Origin of the sequence: Pseudomonas syringae group sp. 26L6 (genome assembly GCF_032587815.1) — a bacterium.
Lineage (GTDB): Bacteria > Pseudomonadota > Gammaproteobacteria > Pseudomonadales > Pseudomonadaceae > Aquipseudomonas > Aquipseudomonas amygdali.
This window is the reverse complement of record NZ_JAWHPJ010000054.1, coordinates 86,007-109,337: the sequence shown is the minus strand read 5'-3', so window position 1 is coordinate 109,337 and position 23,331 is coordinate 86,007. Positions and strand designations below refer to the sequence as shown.

19 protein-coding genes are annotated in these 23,331 nt (G+C 59.3%); 5 read left to right on the top strand and 14 right to left on the bottom strand.

The features are described 5' to 3' along the window. The 10 genes from RYA97_RS23330 to RYA97_RS23285 form a co-directional block, all read right to left on the bottom strand. The gene (locus RYA97_RS23330; RefSeq protein WP_004665762.1) at positions 1-822 is read right to left on the bottom strand and encodes an acyltransferase; all 822 of its coding nucleotides are present in this window, start codon (positions 820-822) and stop codon (positions 1-3) included. After that, complete coding sequence (locus tag RYA97_RS23325) at positions 819-2,234, bottom strand: O-antigen ligase family protein (RefSeq protein WP_005744477.1); 1,416 nt, start codon at positions 2,232-2,234, stop codon at positions 819-821. Before RYA97_RS23325 ends, RYA97_RS23330 begins: the two co-directional genes overlap by 4 nt. Next, complete coding sequence (locus tag RYA97_RS23320; protein WP_005744476.1) at positions 2,234-3,334, bottom strand: glycosyltransferase family 4 protein; 1,101 nt, start codon at positions 3,332-3,334, stop codon at positions 2,234-2,236. Before RYA97_RS23320 ends, RYA97_RS23325 begins: the two co-directional genes overlap by 1 nt. After that, positions 3,325-4,542: a glycosyltransferase family 4 protein gene (locus tag RYA97_RS23315; protein ID WP_005780622.1), complete on the bottom strand. Its 1,218-nt coding sequence runs from the start codon at positions 4,540-4,542 to the stop codon at positions 3,325-3,327. The genes RYA97_RS23320 and RYA97_RS23315 overlap by 10 nt, the downstream gene beginning before the upstream one ends. A gap of 2 nt (positions 4,543-4,544) precedes the next feature. Next, the gene (locus tag RYA97_RS23310; protein WP_044293415.1) at positions 4,545-5,858 is read right to left on the bottom strand and encodes a cellulase family glycosylhydrolase; all 1,314 of its coding nucleotides are present in this window, start codon (positions 5,856-5,858) and stop codon (positions 4,545-4,547) included. Between the two features lies 1 nt (position 5,859). Then, a complete protein-coding gene (locus RYA97_RS23305; RefSeq protein WP_004656925.1) occupies positions 5,860-7,038 on the bottom strand; it encodes a glycosyltransferase in 1,179 nt (392 codons plus the stop codon). Next, entirely contained in the window at positions 7,038-9,029 is a 1,992-nt protein-coding gene (locus RYA97_RS23300) for a GumC family protein (protein WP_005744471.1), read from the bottom strand. The genes RYA97_RS23305 and RYA97_RS23300 overlap by 1 nt, the downstream gene beginning before the upstream one ends. A gap of 17 nt (positions 9,030-9,046) precedes the next feature. Further along, positions 9,047-9,826 (bottom strand): polysaccharide biosynthesis/export family protein, encoded by a 780-nt coding sequence (locus tag RYA97_RS23295; RefSeq protein ID WP_004656922.1) that lies wholly within the window; start codon positions 9,824-9,826, stop codon positions 9,047-9,049. A gap of 131 nt (positions 9,827-9,957) precedes the next feature. Further along, positions 9,958-11,415, bottom strand: a complete 1,458-nt coding sequence (locus tag RYA97_RS23290) for a mannose-1-phosphate guanylyltransferase/mannose-6-phosphate isomerase (RefSeq protein ID WP_005744470.1) — start codon at positions 11,413-11,415, stop codon at positions 9,958-9,960. Next, the gene (locus tag RYA97_RS23285; protein ID WP_005744468.1) at positions 11,415-12,851 is read right to left on the bottom strand and encodes an undecaprenyl-phosphate glucose phosphotransferase; all 1,437 of its coding nucleotides are present in this window, start codon (positions 12,849-12,851) and stop codon (positions 11,415-11,417) included. The genes RYA97_RS23290 and RYA97_RS23285 overlap by 1 nt, the downstream gene beginning before the upstream one ends. 522 nt (positions 12,852-13,373) lie before the next feature. Between RYA97_RS23285 and yegS the strand changes: the two genes are divergently transcribed. Next, positions 13,374-14,291: a lipid kinase YegS gene (gene yegS, locus RYA97_RS23280; protein WP_117139578.1), complete on the top strand. Its 918-nt coding sequence runs from the start codon at positions 13,374-13,376 to the stop codon at positions 14,289-14,291. Here the strand turns inward: yegS and RYA97_RS23275 are convergent. Further along, positions 14,275-14,937 (bottom strand): response regulator transcription factor, encoded by a 663-nt coding sequence (locus RYA97_RS23275; RefSeq protein ID WP_316893190.1) that lies wholly within the window; start codon positions 14,935-14,937, stop codon positions 14,275-14,277. The genes yegS and RYA97_RS23275 overlap by 17 nt on opposite strands. Before the next feature lie 157 nt (positions 14,938-15,094). Then, entirely contained in the window at positions 15,095-15,526 is a 432-nt protein-coding gene (locus tag RYA97_RS23270) for a hypothetical protein (RefSeq protein ID WP_002554116.1), read from the bottom strand. A gap of 450 nt (positions 15,527-15,976) precedes the next feature. Between RYA97_RS23270 and RYA97_RS23265 the strand changes: the two genes are divergently transcribed. Together RYA97_RS23265 and RYA97_RS23260 are read left to right on the top strand one after the other, a co-directional pair. Further along, positions 15,977-16,903, top strand: coding sequence for a chemotaxis protein CheV (locus RYA97_RS23265; protein ID WP_002554114.1), 927 nt, complete (start codon positions 15,977-15,979; stop codon positions 16,901-16,903). A 102-nt stretch (positions 16,904-17,005) separates the two neighbouring features. Then, the gene (locus RYA97_RS23260) at positions 17,006-17,815 is read left to right on the top strand and encodes an MOSC domain-containing protein (RefSeq protein WP_016982110.1); all 810 of its coding nucleotides are present in this window, start codon (positions 17,006-17,008) and stop codon (positions 17,813-17,815) included. A gap of 48 nt (positions 17,816-17,863) precedes the next feature. Here the strand turns inward: RYA97_RS23260 and RYA97_RS23255 are convergent, their stop codons facing one another. Further along, positions 17,864-19,792 carry a transglycosylase SLT domain-containing protein gene (locus RYA97_RS23255; protein ID WP_002554112.1) on the bottom strand — a complete coding sequence of 643 codons (1,929 nt, stop codon included), beginning with the start codon at positions 19,790-19,792 and terminating at the stop codon, positions 17,864-17,866. Between the two features lie 204 nt (positions 19,793-19,996). Between RYA97_RS23255 and RYA97_RS23250 the strand changes: the two genes are divergently transcribed. Further along, entirely contained in the window at positions 19,997-21,907 is a 1,911-nt protein-coding gene (locus RYA97_RS23250; RefSeq protein ID WP_016982116.1) for an ATP-binding cassette domain-containing protein, read from the top strand. Positions 21,908-21,974: 67 nt separating this feature from the next. On the opposite strand, the gene RYA97_RS23245 is transcribed toward RYA97_RS23250, so the two are convergent. After that, positions 21,975-22,415, bottom strand: a complete 441-nt coding sequence (locus tag RYA97_RS23245; protein ID WP_004665751.1) for a universal stress protein — start codon at positions 22,413-22,415, stop codon at positions 21,975-21,977. Positions 22,416-22,546: 131 nt separating this feature from the next. On the opposite strand from RYA97_RS23245, the gene RYA97_RS23240 reads away from it, so the two are divergent. Next, positions 22,547-22,984 (top strand): hypothetical protein, encoded by a 438-nt coding sequence (locus RYA97_RS23240; RefSeq protein WP_002554109.1) that lies wholly within the window; start codon positions 22,547-22,549, stop codon positions 22,982-22,984. Positions 22,985-23,331: the final 347 nt, after the last annotated feature.

The following is a 23,331-nucleotide window of genomic DNA, read 5'->3' as shown; positions in this document are numbered from 1 at the left end:
TCAGTGAAACAGGGTGAACAGGCCTTTGCCGCCCACCTTGTACTTGAGGCCGCGGGCGCGCTCACCCTTGACCTCGGCATTCGGCCCGCTGACGATCGCATATGGCGCGACAGGTTTGGATACCACACTGTTGCCGCCCACTACCGCGCCTTCGCCGATGTCTGCACCGAACGAGAGCAGCGCGCGGCTGCAGATCCATGCGTAGTCGCCGATGAACACCGGCCCGCCGACCGCCCAGAATTCGGGCTCGGCAAGGTCGTGTCCACCCGCGATAATCAGCACGTGTGAAGCGATGGTGACGTGATCGCCAATCACCAGCCCGCCACGGGCGTCAAGCTGGCAGTGCCAGCCCACAGTGGTGTCGTTGCCGATGCGCAGGCTATCGACGCCCAGCACCTCGGTATTGCGCCACACCGTCGAACCCTTGCCGATTTTCGCTCCACCGATGCGCAACCACAGCAGGCGCAGGGTATGGCTGGGGATCTTGCAGATCAGGATGTTGTAAGCCTGTTCCCAGGTCCGCAACATGCGGTCACGCAGGGTCGGCCAGTTGATTCCGTACAAAGGAATCAGCGCGCCCAGGGTTTCGCTGGACAGCAGCTTGTAGAAGCGCCGCGCCAGCGGGTTTTCGATTCTTGGTTCGATATTCAGGTAGCAGATGAACGACAGGGTGCGATCCTTGATACGTGTTTCAAAGCACACTTCGTTGTCCAGCATCCACTGGTAGGCGGCTTCCAGCTCTTCGAGCGGCACCGCCATCTTGCGCGCGTAGTCGGGCAGTGCCTCTCTGAGATTATGAGAATGCATCATGCGGTGTTTCATGAGGAGGCTCCCGGCTCGTGTGAGGCGTCAGGGTGTTGAGGAGTCGTTTCGGCCTTGGCGCGCAGGCGTCTGGTTTCGTGCAGGCTGATACCGACAAATAGCCAGAACAAGGCAACCAGCACGCTGGTGAAACTGAAGTAGTGGTCAAACAGGCCGCTGAACAAAGCAGACAGCACGCCCGTGGTGCAGCCCAGCGCAATGGCGTTTTCCCGAGTCAGCACTACCCGGTCGCTGCCTGGGCGAACTTCTTTCCACCAACTGATGGTCACGGCGATGAACAGCAACATGCCCGGCAGGCCGATCTTGTAGATGAAGTTCAGCCACAGGTTGGAAATACCGAATTTTGTATAGCCCAGTACCGGCGGGTCGACCTTGAAGCCTATGCCGAACGGGAAGGTGGCGACTGCGTCGGGAAAATGACTGTATTCCAAGAAGCGAATCGCGGTACTGGCGTCGTCGGCGGTAAACAACCCCATCAGCCGGTCCTGCAGCGGCGGGTAGAACGCCAGCAGGAAAATACCGGCGACCAGTCCGCCCATCAACAGCCGTCCCAGATGCGGAATGCGTCGTCGGGCCATCAACAGCATCACGGCGATCAGGCTCAGCAGCGCGCCGCGTGAGCCGGTCAGCAACAGACCGATGGCACCCAGTGCCGCCACCGTCAGGCCCAGTCTGCGCGCCGAGCCGGTGCGCGTCATACCGAAGCAGAATGCCAGTGGCAGCAACATGGCCAGAGCACCGCCTGCCACGTTGGGGTGCATCCACGGTGAGCCCATGCGGCTGGCAAGCGAAAGCAGGCTCTCGCTCAAGATGTCTGCACCGCTGTAGCCCAGGCTGCCGAGGATCGGAATGATGGCAGTTGCCGAGCCTTTGGTCACATACACCGAGATCGACAGCACCAAAAGCAGCAAAGTCCCGCCGAGCAGCGCCATGACCGCCTTTTCCAGGGTCTTGAGGTCGGTCAGCAAGCGCGGCACCAGAAACAGGATAGACAGGTTGAACAGCCAGCGAACCCAGTTGATCGGGCCGTTGCCGTCTGCGACGACGGTCAACTGGCCGACCAGAAACGGGAACGCACTGAACAGCATCAATGCCACCAGCAGTTTTTCGGTGCTCAGCATTTTGGGCACAGTGTTGCGTTCCTGAAAGACTGCATGCAGCAGGTAGCTGGCCCAGGTCAGCATGATCAGCGCTTCGGACACCGTGGTACGAACGCCAATCTGAATTGTAGAGTAGGGCAGGAAGGTCCCGATCAGGCAGAACAGCACGAGCCCACGGACCGGGCGGCGAATGATCGTGGCCGCCGCTGCCAGACCGATTGCTGCCGCCACGACGAACGGTGCAGGCAGCATGCAGATCATCACACCGAATATCAGGCTGAACATCAGCCCCAGGGGTAAGGCCAGTGGCATCAGCGCAATTCCTCCAGCGTCGCGTGCACGCGTTCGCAAAAGGCTTTCAACTGGTAGCGCTCTGTCCATTCCCTGGCAACTGCGGGGTCCTCTCCGGGCGCATGCGACAACGTGCCCATCAGTCTGATCAGGTTGCCACTGTCGACAGGTGAAAAGCGCGGGCTGTCGGGCGGAGCGATTTCATCCAGCGAAGAGCCGGTGGCCACGGCAACCGGCGTGCCTGTGTTCAGTGCTTCGATCACCGGTAGCCCGAAGCCTTCGCTTCTGGACGGCTGCCAGAGTCGCTCGGCACTTTGGTAGACCGCGTGCAGTTCTGCATCGCTCAGGCCGCTGAGCACGTGCAGGCCCGGTAACTGGCGCTGGGCTTCGGTCAGCGGATCGTCGCCACCGACCAGTACCAGTTCCGGGGTGTCGACAAATTGCATGCGTGCGGTCTGCCAGGCATCCACGAACCACTTGATGTTCTTGCGCGGTTCGCGTGTGCCCACGCATAGCCAGTAACGCAGGGGCATTCGCAGTTGGCTGATATCAGCCGGCTCACCCTTGAAACCTTCTACCAGCAACGGCACCACGCGCAGCTTGCCTTTGACCCTGGGAAACAGGCGCGCGACTTCGTTGGCAGTGAATTGCGACGGCACCCAGATCTGGTCGGCCACTTTCAGCGACCAGGCAATCGACAGGTAGTCGGTCAGCCGGTAAATCCTGGCTTTCAGTCGTGAGCCGTGACTGTTGTGCTGAGTGATCTGAAACAGATCGTGCAGCTGTAATACGTAGCGCATGTCAGCCGGTTTGCGCCCCAGCGGCAGGCCCATGTTGATGTTGGCGAAGTAGATCTGCACCCCGGCATCACGCAGGGCGCCCGGCAGGAACATGCCTTCGAAGCGCAAGCGATCCGGCAGGCGATGAACCGAGTCCAGTGGTGCCGCCCAGCGTGGGGTGTGCATCAAACGGCGTACCGGATGATCGTAGGGGGCCACGCCGAACAGCTGCAATTGCACGTCCGGATGTTCACGAAACGCCTGTTCCAGCGCGAAATTCTGGCGACCGATGCCGCTGATGGGGTAACCGGCTGCCGCGCGGTAGTCGAGTCCTATACGCATGAGCGCGATCCTTGCTTGGGGAGCGAAAAGCGGGTGTAGATCACTTCCAGCTGGGCGGCCGAAACGGACCAGTCGTGCCGGGCACGCACATAAACGCGGCCGGCTTCGCCAATCTGGTCGAGCCGTAACGGTTTATCGGTGTATTCAACGATCAGGGTTGCCAGCCCGGACGCGTCTTCGCTGCCCAGGTAATGTTCGCCATTGGTGACCGACAACCCGGAAACGCCTTGCGCGGTAGTGACTACCGGCAGTCCGGCGGCCATGGCTTCCAGCGTCTTGAGCTTGGAGCCGCCGCCCTGGCGCAGGGGCGCGAAGAACATTGAGGCACTGGCCTGCAAGACGCGCAGGTCAGGTACGAAACCCAGCCATTCGATACGCGGGTCAGGCCAGCGTTCACGCCAGGCTTCAGGCAGCCCGAAGCCGCCGATGGCAAAGCGCACAGCAGGTGCCTGAGCCCAGACCAGCGGCATGATTTCGTCCAGCGCCCATTCGATGGCATCGATATTGGGGCCATATTCGTAGTTGCCGATGAACAGCAGGCGATGGCTGTTTCGGTCCGCATGAACGCTGGCGTAGTAAGCGCAGTCGACGCTGTTGACGACATAAGACGTGGCCCTGCCGCTCAAGCGCGACAGCACCTTGGCGTCGTCTTCGGTGACCGCGATCAACTCGCCGGTCTGGCGAAATACCCGGGTTTCCCAACGCCGGTAGCGCCAGCGGTCATACACGGCGAAGGCATTGGCCCAGCGTGGCAGGCGGTCGTAACTGGCAGCGCCAAGGTCTGATTCAACATTATGTTCGGTCAGCACGAACGGTTTGCCCGAACGCTTGAGTACGCGTTCGAATGGCTGAAAGAAATAGGTGTGCTGCAACTGGATGATGTCCCAGTCCTCTTCAAGCAATTGCTCGAAGACTTTTTCCAGTTTCGGGGCGTAGCCGTTGACGCTGGCGAGCATCGGCGCAGGTGCAAACGCCACGGCCAGCAACGTGCGCAGGCTTAACAGCGGGCGTCGATCGATCACGATCAAGCGCTCCAGCCAGGGTTCCAGTGCCGAACGAGCGCTGTCGTCCAGCGCGTTCTTGGACTGCACCAGCAGGGTGATGCGATGGCCGCGGGCTGCCAGATTGCGCAGCAAATGGTATTCCCGGGTTTTGCCGCCGCTGGTGGTAGGCCAGGGCAGGTAAGGGAGCGTCCATAGAATTCGCATACTCAGGGCTTCCATTCCAGAATTTGCAGAGTCGGCTTCAGCAGCAGAGTGACACCCTGGCTTGCGGACAATGGAGTGCGGCTGCCGCTCAGCGGGTCATGCACGACCGCGTCGGTGATGTTCGGGAAATTCAGCGAGGTGCCGGTCGCACTCCAGAACATCAGTAGATGAGTGCCATCGTCACGGGTCCACGGCACTGCGTACAGATCGTCCGGTACACGGCTCACTGCGGGCGGCTCGGCGGGTTGCAGGCGCGGGCCGGTGATCTTGAGAAAATTCTGCAGTGCGGTGTAGACCGGCTTGGGGCTGGCTTGCAGGTCAAGCAGGCCGTAACCCTGATCGCGGGCCGAGGCGCGCTCATCCAGATCACTGAGATTGAACAGGAAGATGCGCTGAAAATCCATCGCACTCATCAGTGCCAGACGGCGCAGGGTGTAGTCGGCCTGACCTGAAGTGCCAATCAAATGTTGCATCTCCACTGGGCCTGCATAGCTTGACCAGCCCCATTCAGTGGCCCACACCTGCTTGACGCCATTGCTGTGCAGCAACTGGTTCATGGCATTGGCGCGCACCAGAAAATCGCGGTCCGGTAGCGAATCGCCTTCGGGGTACTCGGAGTACGGATGGTATGCCGCCACGATGTTCTGCTGGCCCAGGCCATTATCGAGCAGGGCCTGCAGCATGTAGCCAGAGGTACTGTGCATCTGACTGTAATAAGCCATGCCCGCAGTGACGATGGTCTTGTCCGGCAGGGCGGCGCGAATCGCGCTGGCAGTGGTGGTCAGCAGGCGTCCATAGGCGGTCGGATCCTCCTTGGGCAGCCAGACAATGTTCGGCTCGTTCCAGACCTGCCAGTTGTTCACCTGTGGATAGCGCTGGGCCAGGGCGGTCATGCGTGCGGCAAATACGTTGAAATCCGTGGGCGGATACTGATCGCGGCTTTTCGCACCGGCCGGTGCGCTGCTGGCGAAAGGTGCCGCGCCCACCAGATAAGCCACCGTGTTGTAGCTGTGCGCCTTGATTGCGGCCATGGCGGCATCCAGCTCGGTCAGTGCGTAGTGATCCTTTTGCGGCTCGATCACCGGCCAGTGAATGGTCAGGCGCACCCAGTTGAGGCCCAGTTCGTCCAGGCGGCTCATCTGTTGTTGGTAGATGTCAGGCGCAAAATATTGAAACTGCACGTTGACGCCCAGAAAGTCCGCCCAGACCACCTCGCGAGGTGCCTTGAGGACCGTTGCTGCCTGGGCCGCGCCAGTCATTGCTGCGCTGAGCAGTGCGCTCGCGACGATTTGCCGGAATCTGGATGGACGCTGCATGTCACTTCTCCTCGCACGCCTGGCGGAATACATCCCGAAAATGCTCTGCGGTGTGACTCCAGACTCTGGCCTTGCCCATGTGCGAGGCGTTTTCGGCCCATTTTTTGACCAGCTCCGGATCCGCGCAAGCTTGCGTCAGAGCCTTTGCCAGTCCGTCCACATCGCCTTGCGGATAAATCATGCCGTTGCCGTGCGAGACTTCTTCGGCAAACGAGCGTGCATCAGAAGTAATCACGCCCCTGCCACACGCCACCGCCCATGACAGCGCGCCGCTGGTGCCGCGCAGTTTGCCCAGAAGCTTCAGTTTGCTCGATTCGCGATAAGGCAGGACCATCACGTGATGGGCCTGGATTACCTGCGGGATCTGCTCGGCAGGCAGGTCCAGTTGCCAGTCGATCAGATCGACAAGGCCCAGTTGGCGGATACGCAGGCGCAGTTGCTCCAGGTAGCTGCCGGACGGGCCGAAGGCCATTTCCGGCTCGCTGCCGCCTGCCAGGGTCAGGCGTACGGTCGACCTCAACGCAGGCTGCGCGGTGAAAACGCTGGCCAGCGCATCAAGCAGGTCTTCGATTCCCTTGCCGCGATAAATGAAGCCGAAATACAGCAGGCGCAATGGCTTCAGAGGTGGTAGCGGGGCGGGAGCGATGGCGACGTTGCCGTGACTGATCACCGCCATCTGTGCGGTTTTCAGCCCCATGCGCTGACGCAGGCTCTGGCTGCCCGCCTGGGTCAGTGTCACCAGACGGGTCATGTGCTGCGCCAATTGCCGTTCTTCACGCAGGCACAGCGGGTCGGCCAGCACCGTCGCCATTTCCGGCAGCGGTGAGCGCATGCCGCTGGCGATCGATAAGGGCCATGGCAGTTTTTCGCGCCGCCACACCAGCCGCTCGGGATCGTGCACTGTCGCGGTCAACGGCAGCTTCGGGAAGCGTCGACGCAAGGCACGCAGGGCCTGAAACTCTGCCAGCCGTCCGCCGCCCAGTTCGGCATGGACCAGATCGATTTCGCTCCAGTCCGTTTCGGCCACGCGCCGTTCTGCGGCACGTGGATCGTTGCCGACACCCAGCAGCGGTGTACTGACCTGCAGGCCGAGGCTTTCGAGCGCATGCCGCAGGTGACCGGCATAATCGGCGATGCCGTTCTGCTCGGGTGGCAGCGGCGCAAGCAGGGCAATGCGCATCAGCCTCGGCTCCCGATCCGTTTGAGGAAGTTAAGTACCTGCTCCGGTACCTCGAAACGACGGCGGTTGATAATGATGCCGTCGACTTTCTTGAATGCGGTGTTGAGGTTATTCAAGGTGTCTTCCAGCATCGGCACGGTGGTGTCTTCGGCACGCACCACCAACACGATCAGGTCAGCCTTGCGTAGCAGCACAAAAGCATCCTGATTGGCGGAAAGTGCCGAAGCGTTGATCAACACGATTTCGCCAGGACTGGCCGGCCCGCGGCCTTCGGTGCGGACCTGATGACCCTGTTCGATCAGCAAGGTGCTGAGCCGCTCGATCACGAACGACACGCCCGCGCCTGACTTGACCGAGGTGAAGCCGATGGTCAGGCCGCGCTCGTCTACCTGATCGAGCGGCAGAATGCCGTATACCCGGTGCAAATTGGAGGTGAAGGCTGCACTGCGCTCCTGAGCACGTTCCAGGTCGGGCAGACTGGTCCAGACCGGGACGCCGAAGCTGCTCTCGATCTTGTCGCCGTCGTGGATGCGCTGGTCCAGCAGGTAGAAGAAGTAAAGCGCCACGGCACCGACCACAATACTCAGCGGGAATGCCAGAAACAGCATCAGCAGGCTTTTCGGGAACACCCGGCTGGGGTTGAAGGTGGCGTCTTCGATGGTCGCGATATTGCTGATCTGGCTGTTGTCCAGCTCACGGTCAATACGCGATTTTTCCAGGCTGTCCTTGTACAGCGCATAGCTTTTCTCGGCCGCATCCAGTTCGTTCTGCAGGCGCGAAAGCTCCGGCTCCAGATTCAGTGCCTGCTGGCGGTCGCTTTCCAGCTGCGCGATCTGCGCATTTTGCTGAACGAGCTGGGTTTGCAGGCGCGCGTAGCTGGTCTGCTGATCGGCGTACACGTTCTGCATGCGGTTGTAGATGGGGTTGGGAGTGATGCTTTCAGAGCGCTGGACGGTGGCTTCCTGTTCCTTGAGCAGCTTCTTGAGGTTGTTGACCTCCTCATTGATCGCCCGGATTGGCGGCGCCTCTTCCTTGAACGAGCGGAGCATTTCCTGACGCTCCACTTCCTTGCCATTGATGCGGTTCTGCAAGTCCTGGCGATTGGGGTTCAACGCCAGTTCGCGACCTGCCGAGACTGTCTTGGGCTGCTCTGCCAACTGCTTTTTCAGCAGGTCCAGGCCGGCCTTGGTAGACGCAATGGAACGGGTTGTGTTGTTGCGCTCGGTACGCAGATCGTTGAGCCCCTGCGAGGTATCCGCCAGGCGCTGGGAAATGCTCACTGCGCTCAACTGGTTCAGGTAATTCTGGATTTGCTTCTTGTACTCGATGATGTTCGCGCCGGTCGTTTTCACTTCCGATTCATAGAACGCGTACAGGCTGACCCGGCCCAGTGTCTTTGTGCGTTGCAACTGGTACTCGGTGATCCAGGTCCTGAGCACGGTCTGGGCGATGTCCGGGTCGTTCCAGGTAAATCTCAGCTCCATCACCGACGAGCCCGGTTCGTGGCTGACCTTGAAGTTTTTCTCCAGATCCTCGGCCAGGCGTTCGGCCTGCGAGCGATGCTCCACCAGACCGATAAATTGCAGAACGTTGCGTACGCCGTTGACGACTGCCCCGACGACTGCCTTGAGGCCGTTTTTCACCGACGCCAGAACGCCGGTTTCAGGCGGCACCATAGACAGCTCGGCGAGGTATTTTTCGGACACGGCACGCATGATCGGCCGCCCGCTGAGCATGCGCTCTTCGTCGAGCAGCGGATCACGCAGGCCGCTCGGTATAACGATAGCCTGACGGTCGGACAGCTCGATAGGTACAGTGCTGCTGTCACGGCCGGGCTTGACCAGCAGCAAAGCTGTGGACTCGTAGCGGTTGGGGAGCAGAAACGCGCCCAGAAGGATGATGACGAAGGTCGCCAGCACGGTGATCCTGACTTCGCGCTTGAAAATGAACAGCAGGCGCAGCAGGTCGCGGAATGAGCGGATGTTGATCATGTCTGTTTCCCTGACAATTAATTGTTGTTGCGCAGCTCGTAGTTCATGCCCAGGCCGATCGACTTCGCGAAGGGAATCAGCTGGTTGAAATACAGGGATACGCCGTCAACCTTGTTGCCGACCGATGATTTGGGAACGAACACGATGTCGCCACGTTTGAGCAGCACCGGCGCTGTAGGGCCACCCGCACCACCCGCCCAGAGAAATTTGCTGTAATCAAAGAAGTAGGTCTTGTAGAGCCCGTTTTCTTCCTGACGCAGCAGCGCGACCTGGCCGGCATCGGCATCCAGCGCTACACCGCCCGCGCCGACAATCGCCTGATCGAGATTGGTGGCGACATTGACCGGTAATGTCACCGAGTTGCGCACGGCACCGCCGACAAACACGGTATTGCCCGGTGACTGGGAAATGTTGATGGTCAGTGCAGTCTCGCGGTAGACATTCTGCAGCTTGCTTTCCAGCAGGTCATTCAACTGCTGGAGTGTCAGGCCCGCAGCCTTGACAGTGCCGATGTAAGGGTAGGAAAAGGTGCCGTCGTTGAGCACCTGAAACAGGGTCAGCTCGTAGATGGAGTTGGCGGTAAACGCCGAAATCGACGGTGCCTCGCCACTGTTGCGCACGATTCGCAGGGTATCGCCAGGACGGATTCTTTCCGGCGGCAGCGGTTTGCCCGCCAGTGCGCGACCTGCCGCCTGACCGGCTTCAATTTGCGCACGGTCATCCGGCAAGCCCACCCTGGACGGGGTGTTACATGCACTCAACAGCAATAAGCTTGCGATCAGCATCATGCTTTTCATTGGTCCTGAACTCCTGTCGAGCACAAATACGGCTCCCTTGCGGGTAATAAATTCATGTTGGCGGGTACTGCCTGTTCCGGTTGCTATCAATTGAAAACCGAGTGAATCAAGCGGCGTTTGCCGCTCGTGGATCAGCTCTTCACAGTCTTGTCGGGAACACGTCCGTAAATATCGGTGAAACGCACGATATCGTCTTCGCCCAGGTACTCACCGCTCTGCACCTCGATCATCACCAGGTCGATGACGCCCGGATTGACCAGCCGGTGCGTGAACCCCGGTTTGATGAACGTCGACTCGTTGGTATCAAGCATGAATTCACGCTCGCCGTTGGTGACGGTGGCCATGCCGCTGACCACGATCCAGTGCTCGCTGCGGTGATGGTGCATCTGCAATGAGAGTGATGCCTGCGGGCGAACCACAATGCGCTTGATCTTGAAACGCTTACCTTCTTCGAGCACCGTGTAGGTGCCCCACGGACGCGTGACGGTGCGGTGCAGACGGTAGGCATCATGGCCCTGGCGCTTGAGCTCCTGAGCGATGACCTTGACGTCCTGACTGCGGCGTCCGTCTGCGATCAGCAAGGCGTCGGGGGTGTCGATGATGATCAGGTTGTCGAGGCCAATAGCGCCCACCAGACGTTTGGGTGAGTCGATGTAGCAATTGCTGACGTCATGCAGCACGGCTTCGCCATTGCAGTAATTGCCTTGAGCGTCGACGGGAGACAGCTCACGCACGGCCTGCCAGGAACCGATATCACTCCAGCCGAGCTGGCAGGGCACTACGGCGACCTTTTCGGAGCGCTCCATCAGCGCGTAGTCGATGGAAATGTCCGGGGTCAGGGCAAACGATTCGCTGTCCAGCTCGACTTGCAGTTCACGATTGCCTTCCTTGCGCGGGCTCGATGCCAGGCAACTGCTGACCGCATTCAGCACGTCAGGCGCGTGAGTACGCAGCTCTTGAAGCACGGCATCGGCACGCATGCAGAACATCCCGGCATTCCAGAAATGCAGACCACCGTCCACATAGCCCTGGGCGGTGACTGCATCGGGTTTTTCGACAAAACGGGCGACCTGACAGGCATCGGCGTCAAGTGCCGGGCCTTTTTCGATATAGCCAAAACCGGTTTCCGCTGCGGTCGGCACGATGCCGAACGTCACCATCCAACCCTCAGTGGCCAGCTTCTGCGCGGCCGTCACTGCTCTGGAGAATTCCTCGACATTGGTAATCAGGTGATCAGCAGGCAAAACCAGCAACTGCGCGTCATCGCCATACAGCTGGCTGACATGCAGCGCAGCGGCAGCGACCGCCGCTGCGGTATTACGCCCGAAGGGCTCGAGGATGAAATCCAGACGCGCATTGCCTTTGTTCAACTGGCGGTAGTCGTCCACCGTGCGGAAGTACACCTCCCGGTTGGTAACCGTCAGCAGGCGGTCGACTCCGGGCAGGCCGACCGCACGCAGGAAGGTTTTCTGCAGCAGGCTCTGGCCGTCGGGAAGGCGCATGAACGGCTTGGGCATGGCTTCTCGCGAGACCGGCCACAGACGGGTGCCGGAGCCACCGGCGATGATGCAGGGAATAAGCGTGCTCATCAGTAAGCCTCGCGAGTGAATAGCACTGCAGGCACAGTGCGCATAAGGATGTACAGGTCGAACCAGACAGACCAGTTTTCGATGTACTCGAGATCAAACTCGACGCGTTTTTCGATTTTTTCCACGGTGTCGGTTTCACCACGATAGCCGTTAATCTGCGCCAGCCCGGTGATCCCCGGTTTGACGCGATGCCGCGACGTGTATTCTTTCACCGCTTGCTCGAACAAAATCCCTGCAGCCTTGGTGGCCGTCGCATGTGGGCGTGGCCCGACCATTGACATGCTGCCTGCCGCTACGTTGAACAGCTGTGGCAATTCATCCAGGCTGGTCTTGCGAATGAAGCGCCCGACCCGTGTGATTCTGGCATCGCCACGGGTGGTCTGGCGCTCGGCCGTTGCATCGGCCTGGTGCTGATGCATGGAGCGGAACTTGAATACTTCGATCAGGCGATTGTTGTAACCGTAGCGCTTCTGGCGGAAAAACACCGGGCCTGGGGAGTCGAGCTTGATCGCCAGCGCAACCAGCAGCATTACCGGTGACAACACCAGCAAAGCGAGCGACGACAGAACGATATCTTCGGCGCGCTTGATGAATGGAGACCAGCCACTGAGCGGCAGATCCGACGCATTGAACATCGGCAGCCGGGCCACTTCGGTAATGCGGTTGTGGGTATGCCGGAAGGCAATCATGTCCGGCACCAGCAACACGTTGACCGGTAGCCTGCGCAGTTCGCGAATGATGTAATCCATGCGGTTTTCCGCCGTCCAGGGCAGGGCGACCAGCACCTGGGTCACTTTCTCTTCGCGAATCAGCCGTTCCAGGTCGCTGGTATTGCCCAGCAGGGGCAGGTTGGCCACAGTCTTGGGCATGCGACCGATCCGGTCGTCGATAAAGCCGGTGACACCCGAACGGATGTCCTGATGCTCAAGCAGGTACTCGGCCAGGCGCAGGCCATTTTCCGTCGCGCCCAGAATCACAGCGTGTTGCAGGAATACACCCTTGCGCATCTGCCGCTTGAACAGCATCAACAGCAGCAGGCGAATGATGCCGAACAGCGCCAGGCTGGTCAGGTACCAGATCAGCGATTCTTCGGGAGAGAGATAGCCGAACAGCCCCATTGCCTGTTGCATGAACAGCAATAGCCCGAAGGCTGCGGTCCAGGCAACTGCCAGCGCGCCCATGCGCAGATCGTTGCTGAACAACGCTTCGGAATAGACGCCCATGGCCTGAAACACCAACACGCCGACAAAGCCGAAAAACAGCAGCATGGTCATATAACCCTGCTGTGTTTCCGGGCCGTCATGCTTGATAAGCATCATGATTGCAAGGCCGGGCAGAATGCAGGCAATGCCATGGGCCAGCCGAATACCGAAAAGATAGTATTCGACCAGACTGGTGCGGGTGAGCGAAAGACTGTCGACCGGCTGCAACCTCATAGAACTCCCTTACTCCCTGTATGCGTCTGGATCCTGCTGATCCTGGGCGTTTTGCGATGACGCTTTTGCAGCTTCAAATAGGCATCTGTTCACAGATAGTGTCCAAGCGTAGCCAGTTACGTGTCGAGGTCATGACGAATCCGGCCTGTCTTTTGTGAATATCACTTTATATATGTCGTCCTGTTCCGAATTTTATTTAAGACTTTTCAACCATTTGTAGATGAAACTTCCCTCAAGTGAGGGGCCTGCTGTCAGTAAAGCTCATGAAACAAATAGCGTCAGTACAAAAGTGTGCCAACTCTGATGCAATCGTTGCTCCAGAGCTTCTGCTTCCGGGTTTTGCCCAGTATTGGCGGGGGTTGATCTGTTCTTGATGACGTGAAAAAAATTTCTGTGACGGGTGGGCCTTTTTGACATGTGCGGGGTCACAGTCATGCGTCGTGCGAAATGTATGCGGGCGCTGACTACAGAAAGAGCGTCGCTCGCAGGCTTCAATTCGTAGGGTTCGTCAGAGGAGGTGTCATGACACAACGCAGGGCAATGCTCATTCTTCACGGTAAACAGGCGCTCAACGAAGACGTGCGTGATGCCGTTGCAGACAAGCGCAAGCAGGGCTGGGAGCTGGACGTGAGGCTCACCTGGGAAGCTGGGGATGCCCAGCGCCTGGTTGGCGAAGCGCTGGCCGCCGGGCATCGGCATATCGTGGCGGGCGGTGGTGACGGTACCTTGCGAGATATCGCCGAGGCCCTGGCGCTGGCCGAAACACAAGCCAGCCTGACTATTTTGCCGCTGGGCACTGCCAACGATTTTGCCCGCGCAGCCGGGGTGCCTCTTGAGGTCTCCAAGGCTCTGCAACTGATGGACCTAGCACCGCGTGCCGTCGATCTGGGTGAAGTCGGCGGCAAACTGTTCCTCAACATGGCTACCGGCGGCTTTGGCAGTCAGGTAACGGCCAACACATCCGAAGACCTGAAAAAGGTATTGGGCGGGGCGGCCTATCTGTTTACCGGCCTGACAAGGTTCAGCGAATTGCATGCTGCCCACGGCGAACTCACCGGGCCGGATTTCCACTGGCGCGGCGATCTTCTTGCCTTGGGTATCGGTAACGGCCGGCAGGCTGGCGGTGGACACGAGCTGTGCCCGACCGCGTTGGCTGATGATGGCCTGCTCGACATCAGTATCCTGCCAGCGCCTCAGGAAGTGGTCGGCACGCTGAGAAGTCTGCTGGAAGGCGGACTGGGCATCGACAACATGTTCATCCGCGCGCGTCTGCCCTGGGTAGAACTCAAGTCGGCTCAGGGGCTGGATATCAACCTCGATGGCGAGCCGTTATCTGGCGAGGACCTGCGCTTCGAGGCGCGACCGGGCGCGCTACAGGTGCATTTGCCGGCCGATTCACCGGTGCTGAGCCGTGCACCGATGCTCAATCGTCCAGACTGATAATCCGTTCGCGAACGCAAAACAGGACCAGCCCGGCGACATCGAATATCTGCAGCCGCTTCATGACCTGGGAGCGGTGGGTCTCGATAGTCTTGATGCTCAGCCCCAGGCCGTCGGCGATCTCACGCGTGGACTTGCCACGCACGATCAGGCGCAGGATTTCCAGCTGGCGAGCGGTCAGGTGATATCGCTCCTTGGCCGCCTGGGCCCTGTCCGAGCGTGTTCCGCGCAGGGCGCGCTCGATAACGGTATGAGCGATGGCCTGGCTCAGATAGCGTTCGTTGTTGCGCAGCGCTTCCAGTGCCTGTTCCAGTTCGGTCGCGGTGGTGTCCTTGAGCAGATAGCCGCGAGCTCCGATGTCGAGCGCACGCATGATCATGTCCGGGTCGGTGTGCATCGACAGGATCAATACCTTGCAATGTGGCTGTACTTTCAACAAGTGTTCGAGCGCCTCAAGGCCGTCGACGCTCTTCATCCAGATATCGAGCAGGATGATGTCGGGCTTGAGTCGCTGCGCCAGGCTCGACAACTGCGCGCCGTCCGCCGTTTCACCGATAATGGCGTAGCCCGGCATTTCTGCAACCAGCGCTCGCACGCCGGCTCTGATCAGGGAGTGGTCGTCGACCAGTAACAGATTGCAGGTCATTGTGGCTTCTTGTGTAAATGGGACCGCCGAGGCGTGCTTTCAGTCCCTGGTCAACCTTTAAGACGATTTGAAAGCAGTGAAGACAATAGGACGGAAAACCCTGACGTGACAACATCACTTCAATGACATTGCGTGTGTGATGCTCGACAGTCGAGCGTTATCGTTGGGTTGCATCCTTCACCGCTGCCGATTGCGAGGAAGCGCTGGCCAGCTTTTCCAACAGCTCCAGCTGTTCGTTGTTGTCCATCGTCAACTCACCCGTTTGCGGATCGAGAAGCTCGACCTGCCAGGACATAAGCATCAGGCAGTTTTTGACGGTCAGCAGGGTTTCCTGTGAGAGTTCGTTGGCCTGGTCGCCGCTTTTCAATAATTGACACAGCTGACGTGAAAACTCGGCAATACAAGGCACAGGCGCGGCTTCCGCCTCCTGGGCCAGCGTGCGCAGGGTGGTCAGAAGGCAGCCGGTGGCGTCCTCGTCGTTGGGGATCAACTCCAGGTGCGAAAGACATTCTTCCGACTTGTACAGAAGTGCCTGAGAGGTGCTCAGGAACTGGTCGTGCTTATGCTGCCAATCGTTGTTGCTCAGCATCCTTTGTCTCCACTGATCATGGATAGCGAACTTCCGCCCGCGGCGAATGGCTGACAGTTAATGTCGATTTCAAACAAAAGTATGTAGGGCATTTCTGAATGTTGCCAGCGCCGCTTGATTACAAGGTTTGAAAAGCGGACACGAACCTGACGCCATTCTTGTATTGAGAATGGCGTCACAATAGTGGCAATTAGATGTCGATCATATCAGGTTATCCCCGATTGACTTTTTGTGCTTCTTTGATTTTTACCTTGAGCGACTGGGTATGTTCAGGCTTTTCCAGAGCGCGCTCATCGTCGTATTTGTCTGGCAGGAAAGCGACACCAGTAAATCATGATGGTAAAGTGACATCAATACTGAGAATGGCCTTTCATCGCCATTAAGGTCCGGCTGGTTTCAGCCGATACAGGCTCAACAGACTCATCGTGACCATTGCTTCAGGAGCTAATAATGGCAGGCATTCTCGACACAGTAGATCAGCGCACACAACTGGTGGGCGAGAATCGCCTGGAAATCCTCATGTTTCGCCTTGCCGGTCGGCAATTGTTTGCGATCAACGTGTTCAAGGTCCAGGAAGTATTGCAGCTACCCAAGCTGACCCTCATGCCGCAACGCCACTCGTTCGTCTGTGGCGTAGTCAACCTGCGTGGCCAGACCCTGCCGGTGATCGACCTTTCCCAGGCCATTGGTATGCGGCCGCTGGTGCCGGGGCCTGGCAGCACGATCATCGTCACCGAGTACAATCGCTCGGTTCAGGCCTTCCTGGTCGGTGGTGTGGATCGCATCGTCAACATGAACTGGGACGCGATCATGCCGCCGCCGGCCAGCGCCGGTCGTCAGCATTACCTGACGGCGATCAGCAAGGTCGATGACCAACTGGTAGAAATCATCGACGTCGAAAAAGTACTTGCCGAGATCGTGCCGTACAACGCCAAGGTGTCCCGCGAGAAGCTCGAAGACCCGGTACTGGAAAATGCCCGTGGTCGTGAGGTGTTGCTGGTCGATGACTCCAAGGTGGCACTGGCGCAGTTGCGCGACACGCTGTCTCAATTGGGCCTCAAGCTGCACGTGGCCAGTGATGGTCTCAAGGCGTTGAACATGCTCAAGGGTTGGGCGGACGCGGGCGAGAACGTCCATGAAAAGCTGCTGATGGTATTCACCGATGCCGAAATGCCGGAAATGGACGGTTATCGCCTGACCACCGAGATTCGCAACGATCCGCGTTTGCGCAGTCTTTACATCGTTCTGCACACCTCGTTGTCCGGCAGCTTCAACGAATCGATGGTCAAGAAGGTCGGTTGCGACAACTTCCTCTCCAAATTCCAGCCCGACAAGCTGGTCGAAGTAGTGCGCGAACGTCTTTTGATGATTGGCTGATACCTCGCGCGATTGTTGATCGCGGATGCCTGCCGCTCCGGCTTCGGATAAGCTTCGATGTCTTCGTCAAAGCTTATCCCGCCATCAAAGGAACCGGCTCTCATGTTGCGTCTCAGCTCTCTCTATCGTTTCCCTCTCAAATCCTGCAAGGCGGAGACGCTGCAACGCGCGTCGTTCGACCAGTTGGGGTTGGCGGGGGACCGACGCTGGATGCTGGTCGACGAAAGCAACGGTCGGTTCTTCACCCAGCGCGCCCTGTCGCACATGTCCCAACTGACGGTGTTGTGGAATGCCAGCGGCGGCGTAACCCTTTCGGCACCCGGTTTCGAGCCTCTGGATGTCGCGGTTCCGCTGGACATCGAGTCGAACCTGCGTGGTGTGACAGTCTGGCGTGATTCGTTGCAGGTGCCGGACGCTGGCGATGTGGCAGCCGAATGGGTCAGCCGGTTTATTGGCAAGCCCACCCGCATGGTTTATCTGCCGGCAGAGCGTGCGCGCTGGCTGCCCGGGAGCTATCAGACGATTAACGATCGGGTGAGTTTTGCCGATGGCTTCCCGTTGCTGCTGATTGGTCAGGGCTCGCTCGATGACCTGTCGACCCGCCTGGGCAGGCCATTGGAAATGCTGCGCTTCAGACCCAATCTGGTGGTTGAAGGGGCCGAGGCCTTTGCCGAGGATGGCTGGAAGCGCATCCGTATCGGCGACATCGAATTCCAGCTGCTCAAGCCTTGCGCGCGCTGCATTCTCACCACTATCGACCCCGCTACCGGCGAGCGCAGCCCGGATCGCGAACCCTTCGCCACGCTCAAGACCTATCGGGAAGTGGAGGGTAACGTGCTGTTTGGCCAGAACGTGGTCAACGAGGGGCTGGGCGAGCTTGAAGTGGGTATGCCGGTCGAAGTGCTGGAATAGGTGTTGCGTGGCGGCAGGAGTGCTCTGAGAAGCACTCCTGCCGACCGGTCACTGATCGTCGAAAAACCGCTCGTGCCAGTCAACCAGCGGCTGAGGCGAGTTGAGCTTCTGGCCGTAGATCACCGAATAGGACAACACGTTCTGTACGTACTGGCGGGTTTCATCGAACGGTATGCTCTCTACCCAGACATCGAAGGCCAAGTGATTGGCACCTTTCAGCCATTGGCGTACGCGGCCTGGCCCGGCGTTGTAGGCGGCTGAAGCAAGCACGCGGTTGCCGTTGAACTGGGCATGCACCGAACTCAGGTAGGCAGCGCCCAGCTGAATGTTGGTGTCCGGGTCCAGCACCTGCTGCGGCGAGGCCAGCGGGATGCTGAACTTGCGGGCAGTTTCCTTGGCGGTGGCAGGCATCAACTGCATCAGCCCGCTGGCACCGACGCCCGAGCGAGCGTCATCCATGAAGGCGCTCTCCTGGCGCGTAATGGCGAATACCCAGCTTGAGTGCAGTCCACGCACCTTGGCTTCGCGTACCAGCGTGTCGCGATGGGCCATCGGGAAGCGAATGTCCAGATCATCCCAGTATTGCGCCTGACTGATCGTGCGAATGGCCGGGAAATACCATTTCAGGTCGTAGGCCAGTTTGGCCTGGGCAACCATTTCGTCACGGTTGAACTGGCGGCTGACGTGATACCACTCGCGTCGTCCATCGACGATTTCGCCGCGATCATGAAACTCCAGCGCACGACGCACTCCAGGGGTATTGCGTACCTTGTTGATCAGCGCCTGGCTGAGCACCAGGGGCTTGTTGTTGAGCTGATAGGGGCTTTGTGTGCGGTCGGCCGCCAGAAAACCGTAGAAGTCGCGTTCTTTGGCCACGTCCTTGTACAGAGCGGCAATCAGCGGGCTGTTGGGCTGCGCCAGTTCCAGAGAGCGGGCTTCCCAGTAACGCCAGCGATTGGTTGCAGCAAGGTCCTTGGGCAGTCGACGTGCCAGTTCGTAGGCGTCTTCCCAGCGACCCAGCCGCAGCAGCAGACGCATACGCCACTCGGTAACCGTATTGTCGCGCAGCTCCGGGTCGTACCGGGTCATGACCTCCAGGGCGCGGTCGTCGTAGCGACGTGCCAGGGTCAGGCCGATTTCCTTGGCAATTTCCACCTGCTCTTCACGGGAGAAGTGCATGGTTGCCGCGTAGCCATCGAGCATCGACAGGGCTTTCTGCGGATCCTCCTTGGCCAGTCTGCGCAGGCCAAGGCCGACCACATCGGACATGGCTTCATCCACCGGCGCGAACTGCGCGGGGTTGTTGACCATTTCCGGCTTCTGGGCGACGGCCAGCAGCAGGCGTCCTTGCGGGGCCAGCGAGTTGAGACTGTTGACCAGGGTGTTGGCCAGGCTGTAATTGCGTGCCTGAGCGGCCAGTTTGGCCCGTTGCCAGCGTTTCTGCTCTGTCAACTGGCCTGCGGCTGCCCATTGCGCGAAAAAGCCGTCGCAGGCGGCTGGCAGTGTCTTGCCGGTCATCCACAGTTTTTCTGCACTGGCATAGCCTTCGGCACGCTTGTTGTTGCTCAACTGGTATTGGCCGTACAGGCAATCCAGTTCGACGAAATTCATTTTCGGGTCGTAGTACTTGACGAACGGTTGCCAGTCACCGCGTTCCGCCAGCCAGCGCAACCAGCGCAACTTCATCCAGTTGGCCTGCGGCAGGTCTCCATGCTCGGCAAGAAACTTCTCGATTTCCGCGTTGCTGGCAGTCTTCAGGCGCGCCGTCAGCTCGTCGTATTCGAGGTAGGGCTCCAGCGGATAATCGGCCAGCGCCGTGCTGTACATCTGATACGGGCCTGAATCGCCCTTGGCCAGCGCACGCTTGGCTTCGTCGTAATACTTGCGTTGTTGGTTGAGGTCTACCGCATGAGCAGTCTGGATGGCGGTGGTGGAGAGGAGCAGGCACGATAAAAAGCTGAACAAACGACTGCGCATGAGACTTCCGAGCAGATGAGTCGTGAAAAGTATTGCTAGCTTAGCCTTTTGCCAGCTCATGGTGAAAGCATTGCCGACGAGCTTGTCTCATATGGAAATAATTGTCGGTTATGAAGGGTATGTGGAAGTTGTCACGGGTGCCACGATTCCCGACATCCGCCGGTTATCTCAGGTAGAATGCGCGCCCGGTTTTTGGAGAAGCTCATGACCCTGCTCAAATTCAGCGATGTGTCCCTTGCTTTCGGCGCCATGCCGTTATTGGACAAGGTGTCCTGGCAGATCGCCCGTGGTGAGCGGGTGTGCATCATCGGCCGTAACGGCACAGGCAAATCCAGCATGTTGAAGCTGGTAAAAGGCGTTCAGAAGCCTGATGACGGGGCTGTCTGGCGTGCGCCCGGCCTCAAGATCGGCGAATTGCCCCAGGAATTGCCGGTAGCCGACGGACGGACTGTCTTCGACGTGGTGGCCGAAGGTCTGGATGGCGTCGGTGCGTTGCTGGCCGAATACCACCATCTGGCGCAGAACTGCGTCACCGAGGAAGACCTGAACAAGCTGATGCATGTTCAGCAGGACCTCGAAGCCCGTGATGGCTGGCGCTTGCAGCAACTGGTCGAGAGCACGCTCAGCCGCTTGCAGTTGCCTGCCGACAAGACCCTGGCCGAGTTGTCCGGTGGCTGGCGTCGCCGTGTTCTGCTGGCTCAGGCGCTGGTTTCCGAGCCGGATCTGCTGCTGCTCGACGAGCCGACCAACCACCTGGATATTGGCGCTATCGCCTGGCTTGAAGAAGCCCTCAAGGATTTCCAGGGTGCGGTGCTGTTCATCACGCACGACCGGGCATTCCTGCAAAACCTTGCGACCCGTATTCTTGAGCTGGACCGCGGTGGACTGATCGACTGGGACGGCGATTACGCCAGTTTCCTGGTCCACAAGGAAGCCGCACTGGCAGCCGAAGAGACTGCCAACGCACTGTTCGACAAGCGTCTGGCCCAGGAAGAGGTCTGGATCCGGCAGGGCATCAAGGCTCGACGTACCCGTAACGAGGGCCGCGTGCGTGCCCTGAAGGAGCTGCGTGTAGAGCGTAGCGAGCGCCGTGAACGTACCGGCAAGGCCAATATCCAGCTCGATACTGCCGAGAAATCCGGCAAGCAGGTCATGGTTCTCGACAACGTCAGCTTTGCCCATCCGGGTGGCCCGATGTTGATCAAGGATTTCTCCATGGTCCTGCAGCGCGAAGACCGTATCGGTCTGCTCGGCGCGAACGGCACCGGCAAGACCACATTGCTCAAGCTGATGCTCGACAACCTCCAGCCGACCGGTGGCAAGGTTGAAGTCGGTACGCGTCTCGATGTGGCCTATTTCGACCAGTTGCGTCACCAGCTCGACCTGGAAAAGACCGTGATCGACAACGTTGCCGAGGGGCGTGACTTCATCGACATCGATGGCCAGAGCCGTCATGTCCTGAGTTACCTGGGTGACTTCCTGTTCAGCCCGCAACGTGCCCGCACGCCAGTCAAGGCGCTGTCCGGTGGCGAGCGTGCCCGTCTGTTGCTGGCCAAATTGTTCAGCAAGCCTGCCAACCTGCTGGTGCTCGACGAACCGACCAACGACCTGGACGTCGAAACTCTGGAGCTGCTCGAAGAGGTCTTGCTGACCTTTAAGGGCACCGTGCTGATGGTCAGTCACGACCGGGCATTCCTCGACAACGTCGTCACCAGCACGCTGGTGTTCGAAGGTGAAGGCAAGGTTCGCGAATACGTCGGTGGTTATCAGGACTGGCTGCGTCAGGGCGGTTCGCCGCGTCTTCTGGGTGTTGCCGACACCAAGTCGGGCAAGGCCGAACTGGCCAGCGCTGTGGTGCAGGCCGCACCGGTTGCCGCGCAGGACATGCCGGTCGCCAAGAAGAAGCTTAGCTACAAACTTCAGCGCGAGCTGGAGGCGCTGCCTGCGCAGATCGATGAGGTTGAAGGCAGGATGGCCGTCCTGACTGCAGAAATGGCCGAGCCGGGCTTTTACCAGCGTTCGGCGGAACAGACTGCTGCCGTGCTGGCGCAACTGGAAAACCTGCAGGCTGAGCTGGACAAGCTGCTGGAGCGCTGGGCCGAACTGGACGAGTGATCGCCTGACGCGTTCGTGTGATGCAGAAAAGCCCGGGTAACCGGGCTTTTTGCTGTAGCAGGCCAGATTACTCGGGCTTTTTGAGGCTCACTGCCAGCACGTCACATGGTGCGCCGTGCAGGACGTCGTTGGCAGTGGAGCCAAGCAACAAGGCCAGGCCGTGGCGGCCATGGCTGCCGACGACGATCATGTCACAAGCCTTGCTCTTGGCGAGTTTGTGGATTTCCTGCCGTGGCTGACCAATCACTATGTGGTTTTCGCTGGTTTTCAGCTGCGGGTACTTGAGTTTGAGCTTTTCGAGCTTCTCCTGGGCCTGATCCATCTGTTGCTGTTGCAATTGCGAAAGGTCCATCGGGACGTCACCGCCGAACGCCATGGCGATTGGTTCGACGATGTGCACGACCGACAGTTTTGCTTCGCTGGCCTTGGCCAGCAAGCTGGCGCGACGGATGACCGGGTCACACTCATCGGTGAGGTCAATAGCAACCAGAATGTGTTCGTATGGCATGAGGGTGTCCTCCGGGAACATTGCGATGGTGGGAGTATGGCTCTTTCGTTCGCATCTGGGCAGACCCTTGTGCAAGCCATTGTTTTCAAAAATGTTGTGAGAAGTCCGAGATCGGGTGGGGGGCAAGAAATATGACGGTCTGGATAGTCCTGTCAATCATTGGTGTGATGCTGAGCCCGCTTGTGTGGTTGCGCCCGTCGCGTCATCAGAGCGGCAGGATGGCATTGCGCATGGAGGCGCGCCGTCTGGGAATGGGTATGCAGCTTGCCCCGCAAGAGTGGCCGCACTGGCTGACGAAAGAGCCGCCAAGCCCTTGCGCACAGTACCATCGCCCGCGGCTGGGCTCGCATGCAGATGCCTGGGTTTACTGGCAGAGCGAGCCGGGTGTCTGGCGCAACCGCTGGCGTGAGGTCTGCGAAGATCCAAAGCTGCTGCCTCATCTGCAGACGTTACCCGCAGATGCCTACAAGGTCGAGGCTGACGGGCAGATGGTTGCCGTGTACTGGGCGGAGCGGGGCGAGGCAGAAGTGTTGCAGCGTATTGATAAGCTGCTCAGGGAATTGGCCTGAGCCTGACTCAAAGGCATTAAATCGCAGGCATTAAAAAGCCCGATAACAACATCGGGCCGGGGTTGGCCAGGCAGGCCGATAATTCGTCGCGTGCCGACAGGCTTTCGCCGCCATGTCGGCCTTCGCTGTTGCGCACCCGCAAATCAGCTGCATTGCGAGCCTCTTGTGGCGCAGTGTTGCGACTCTAGCCCTTTTGCTCCATTTTGTCGCGATTCCTGCAAATATTTTTTGTATGTGCCCTCAGGCGGTGCGTCCGCGCCTGATTTTCCTGGCCTACAGCTGTCTCGTGTCACGCTCTCTAGATCAGGCTACAGCACCTGAGTTCGGCTACTATCACGCTGGCGAAT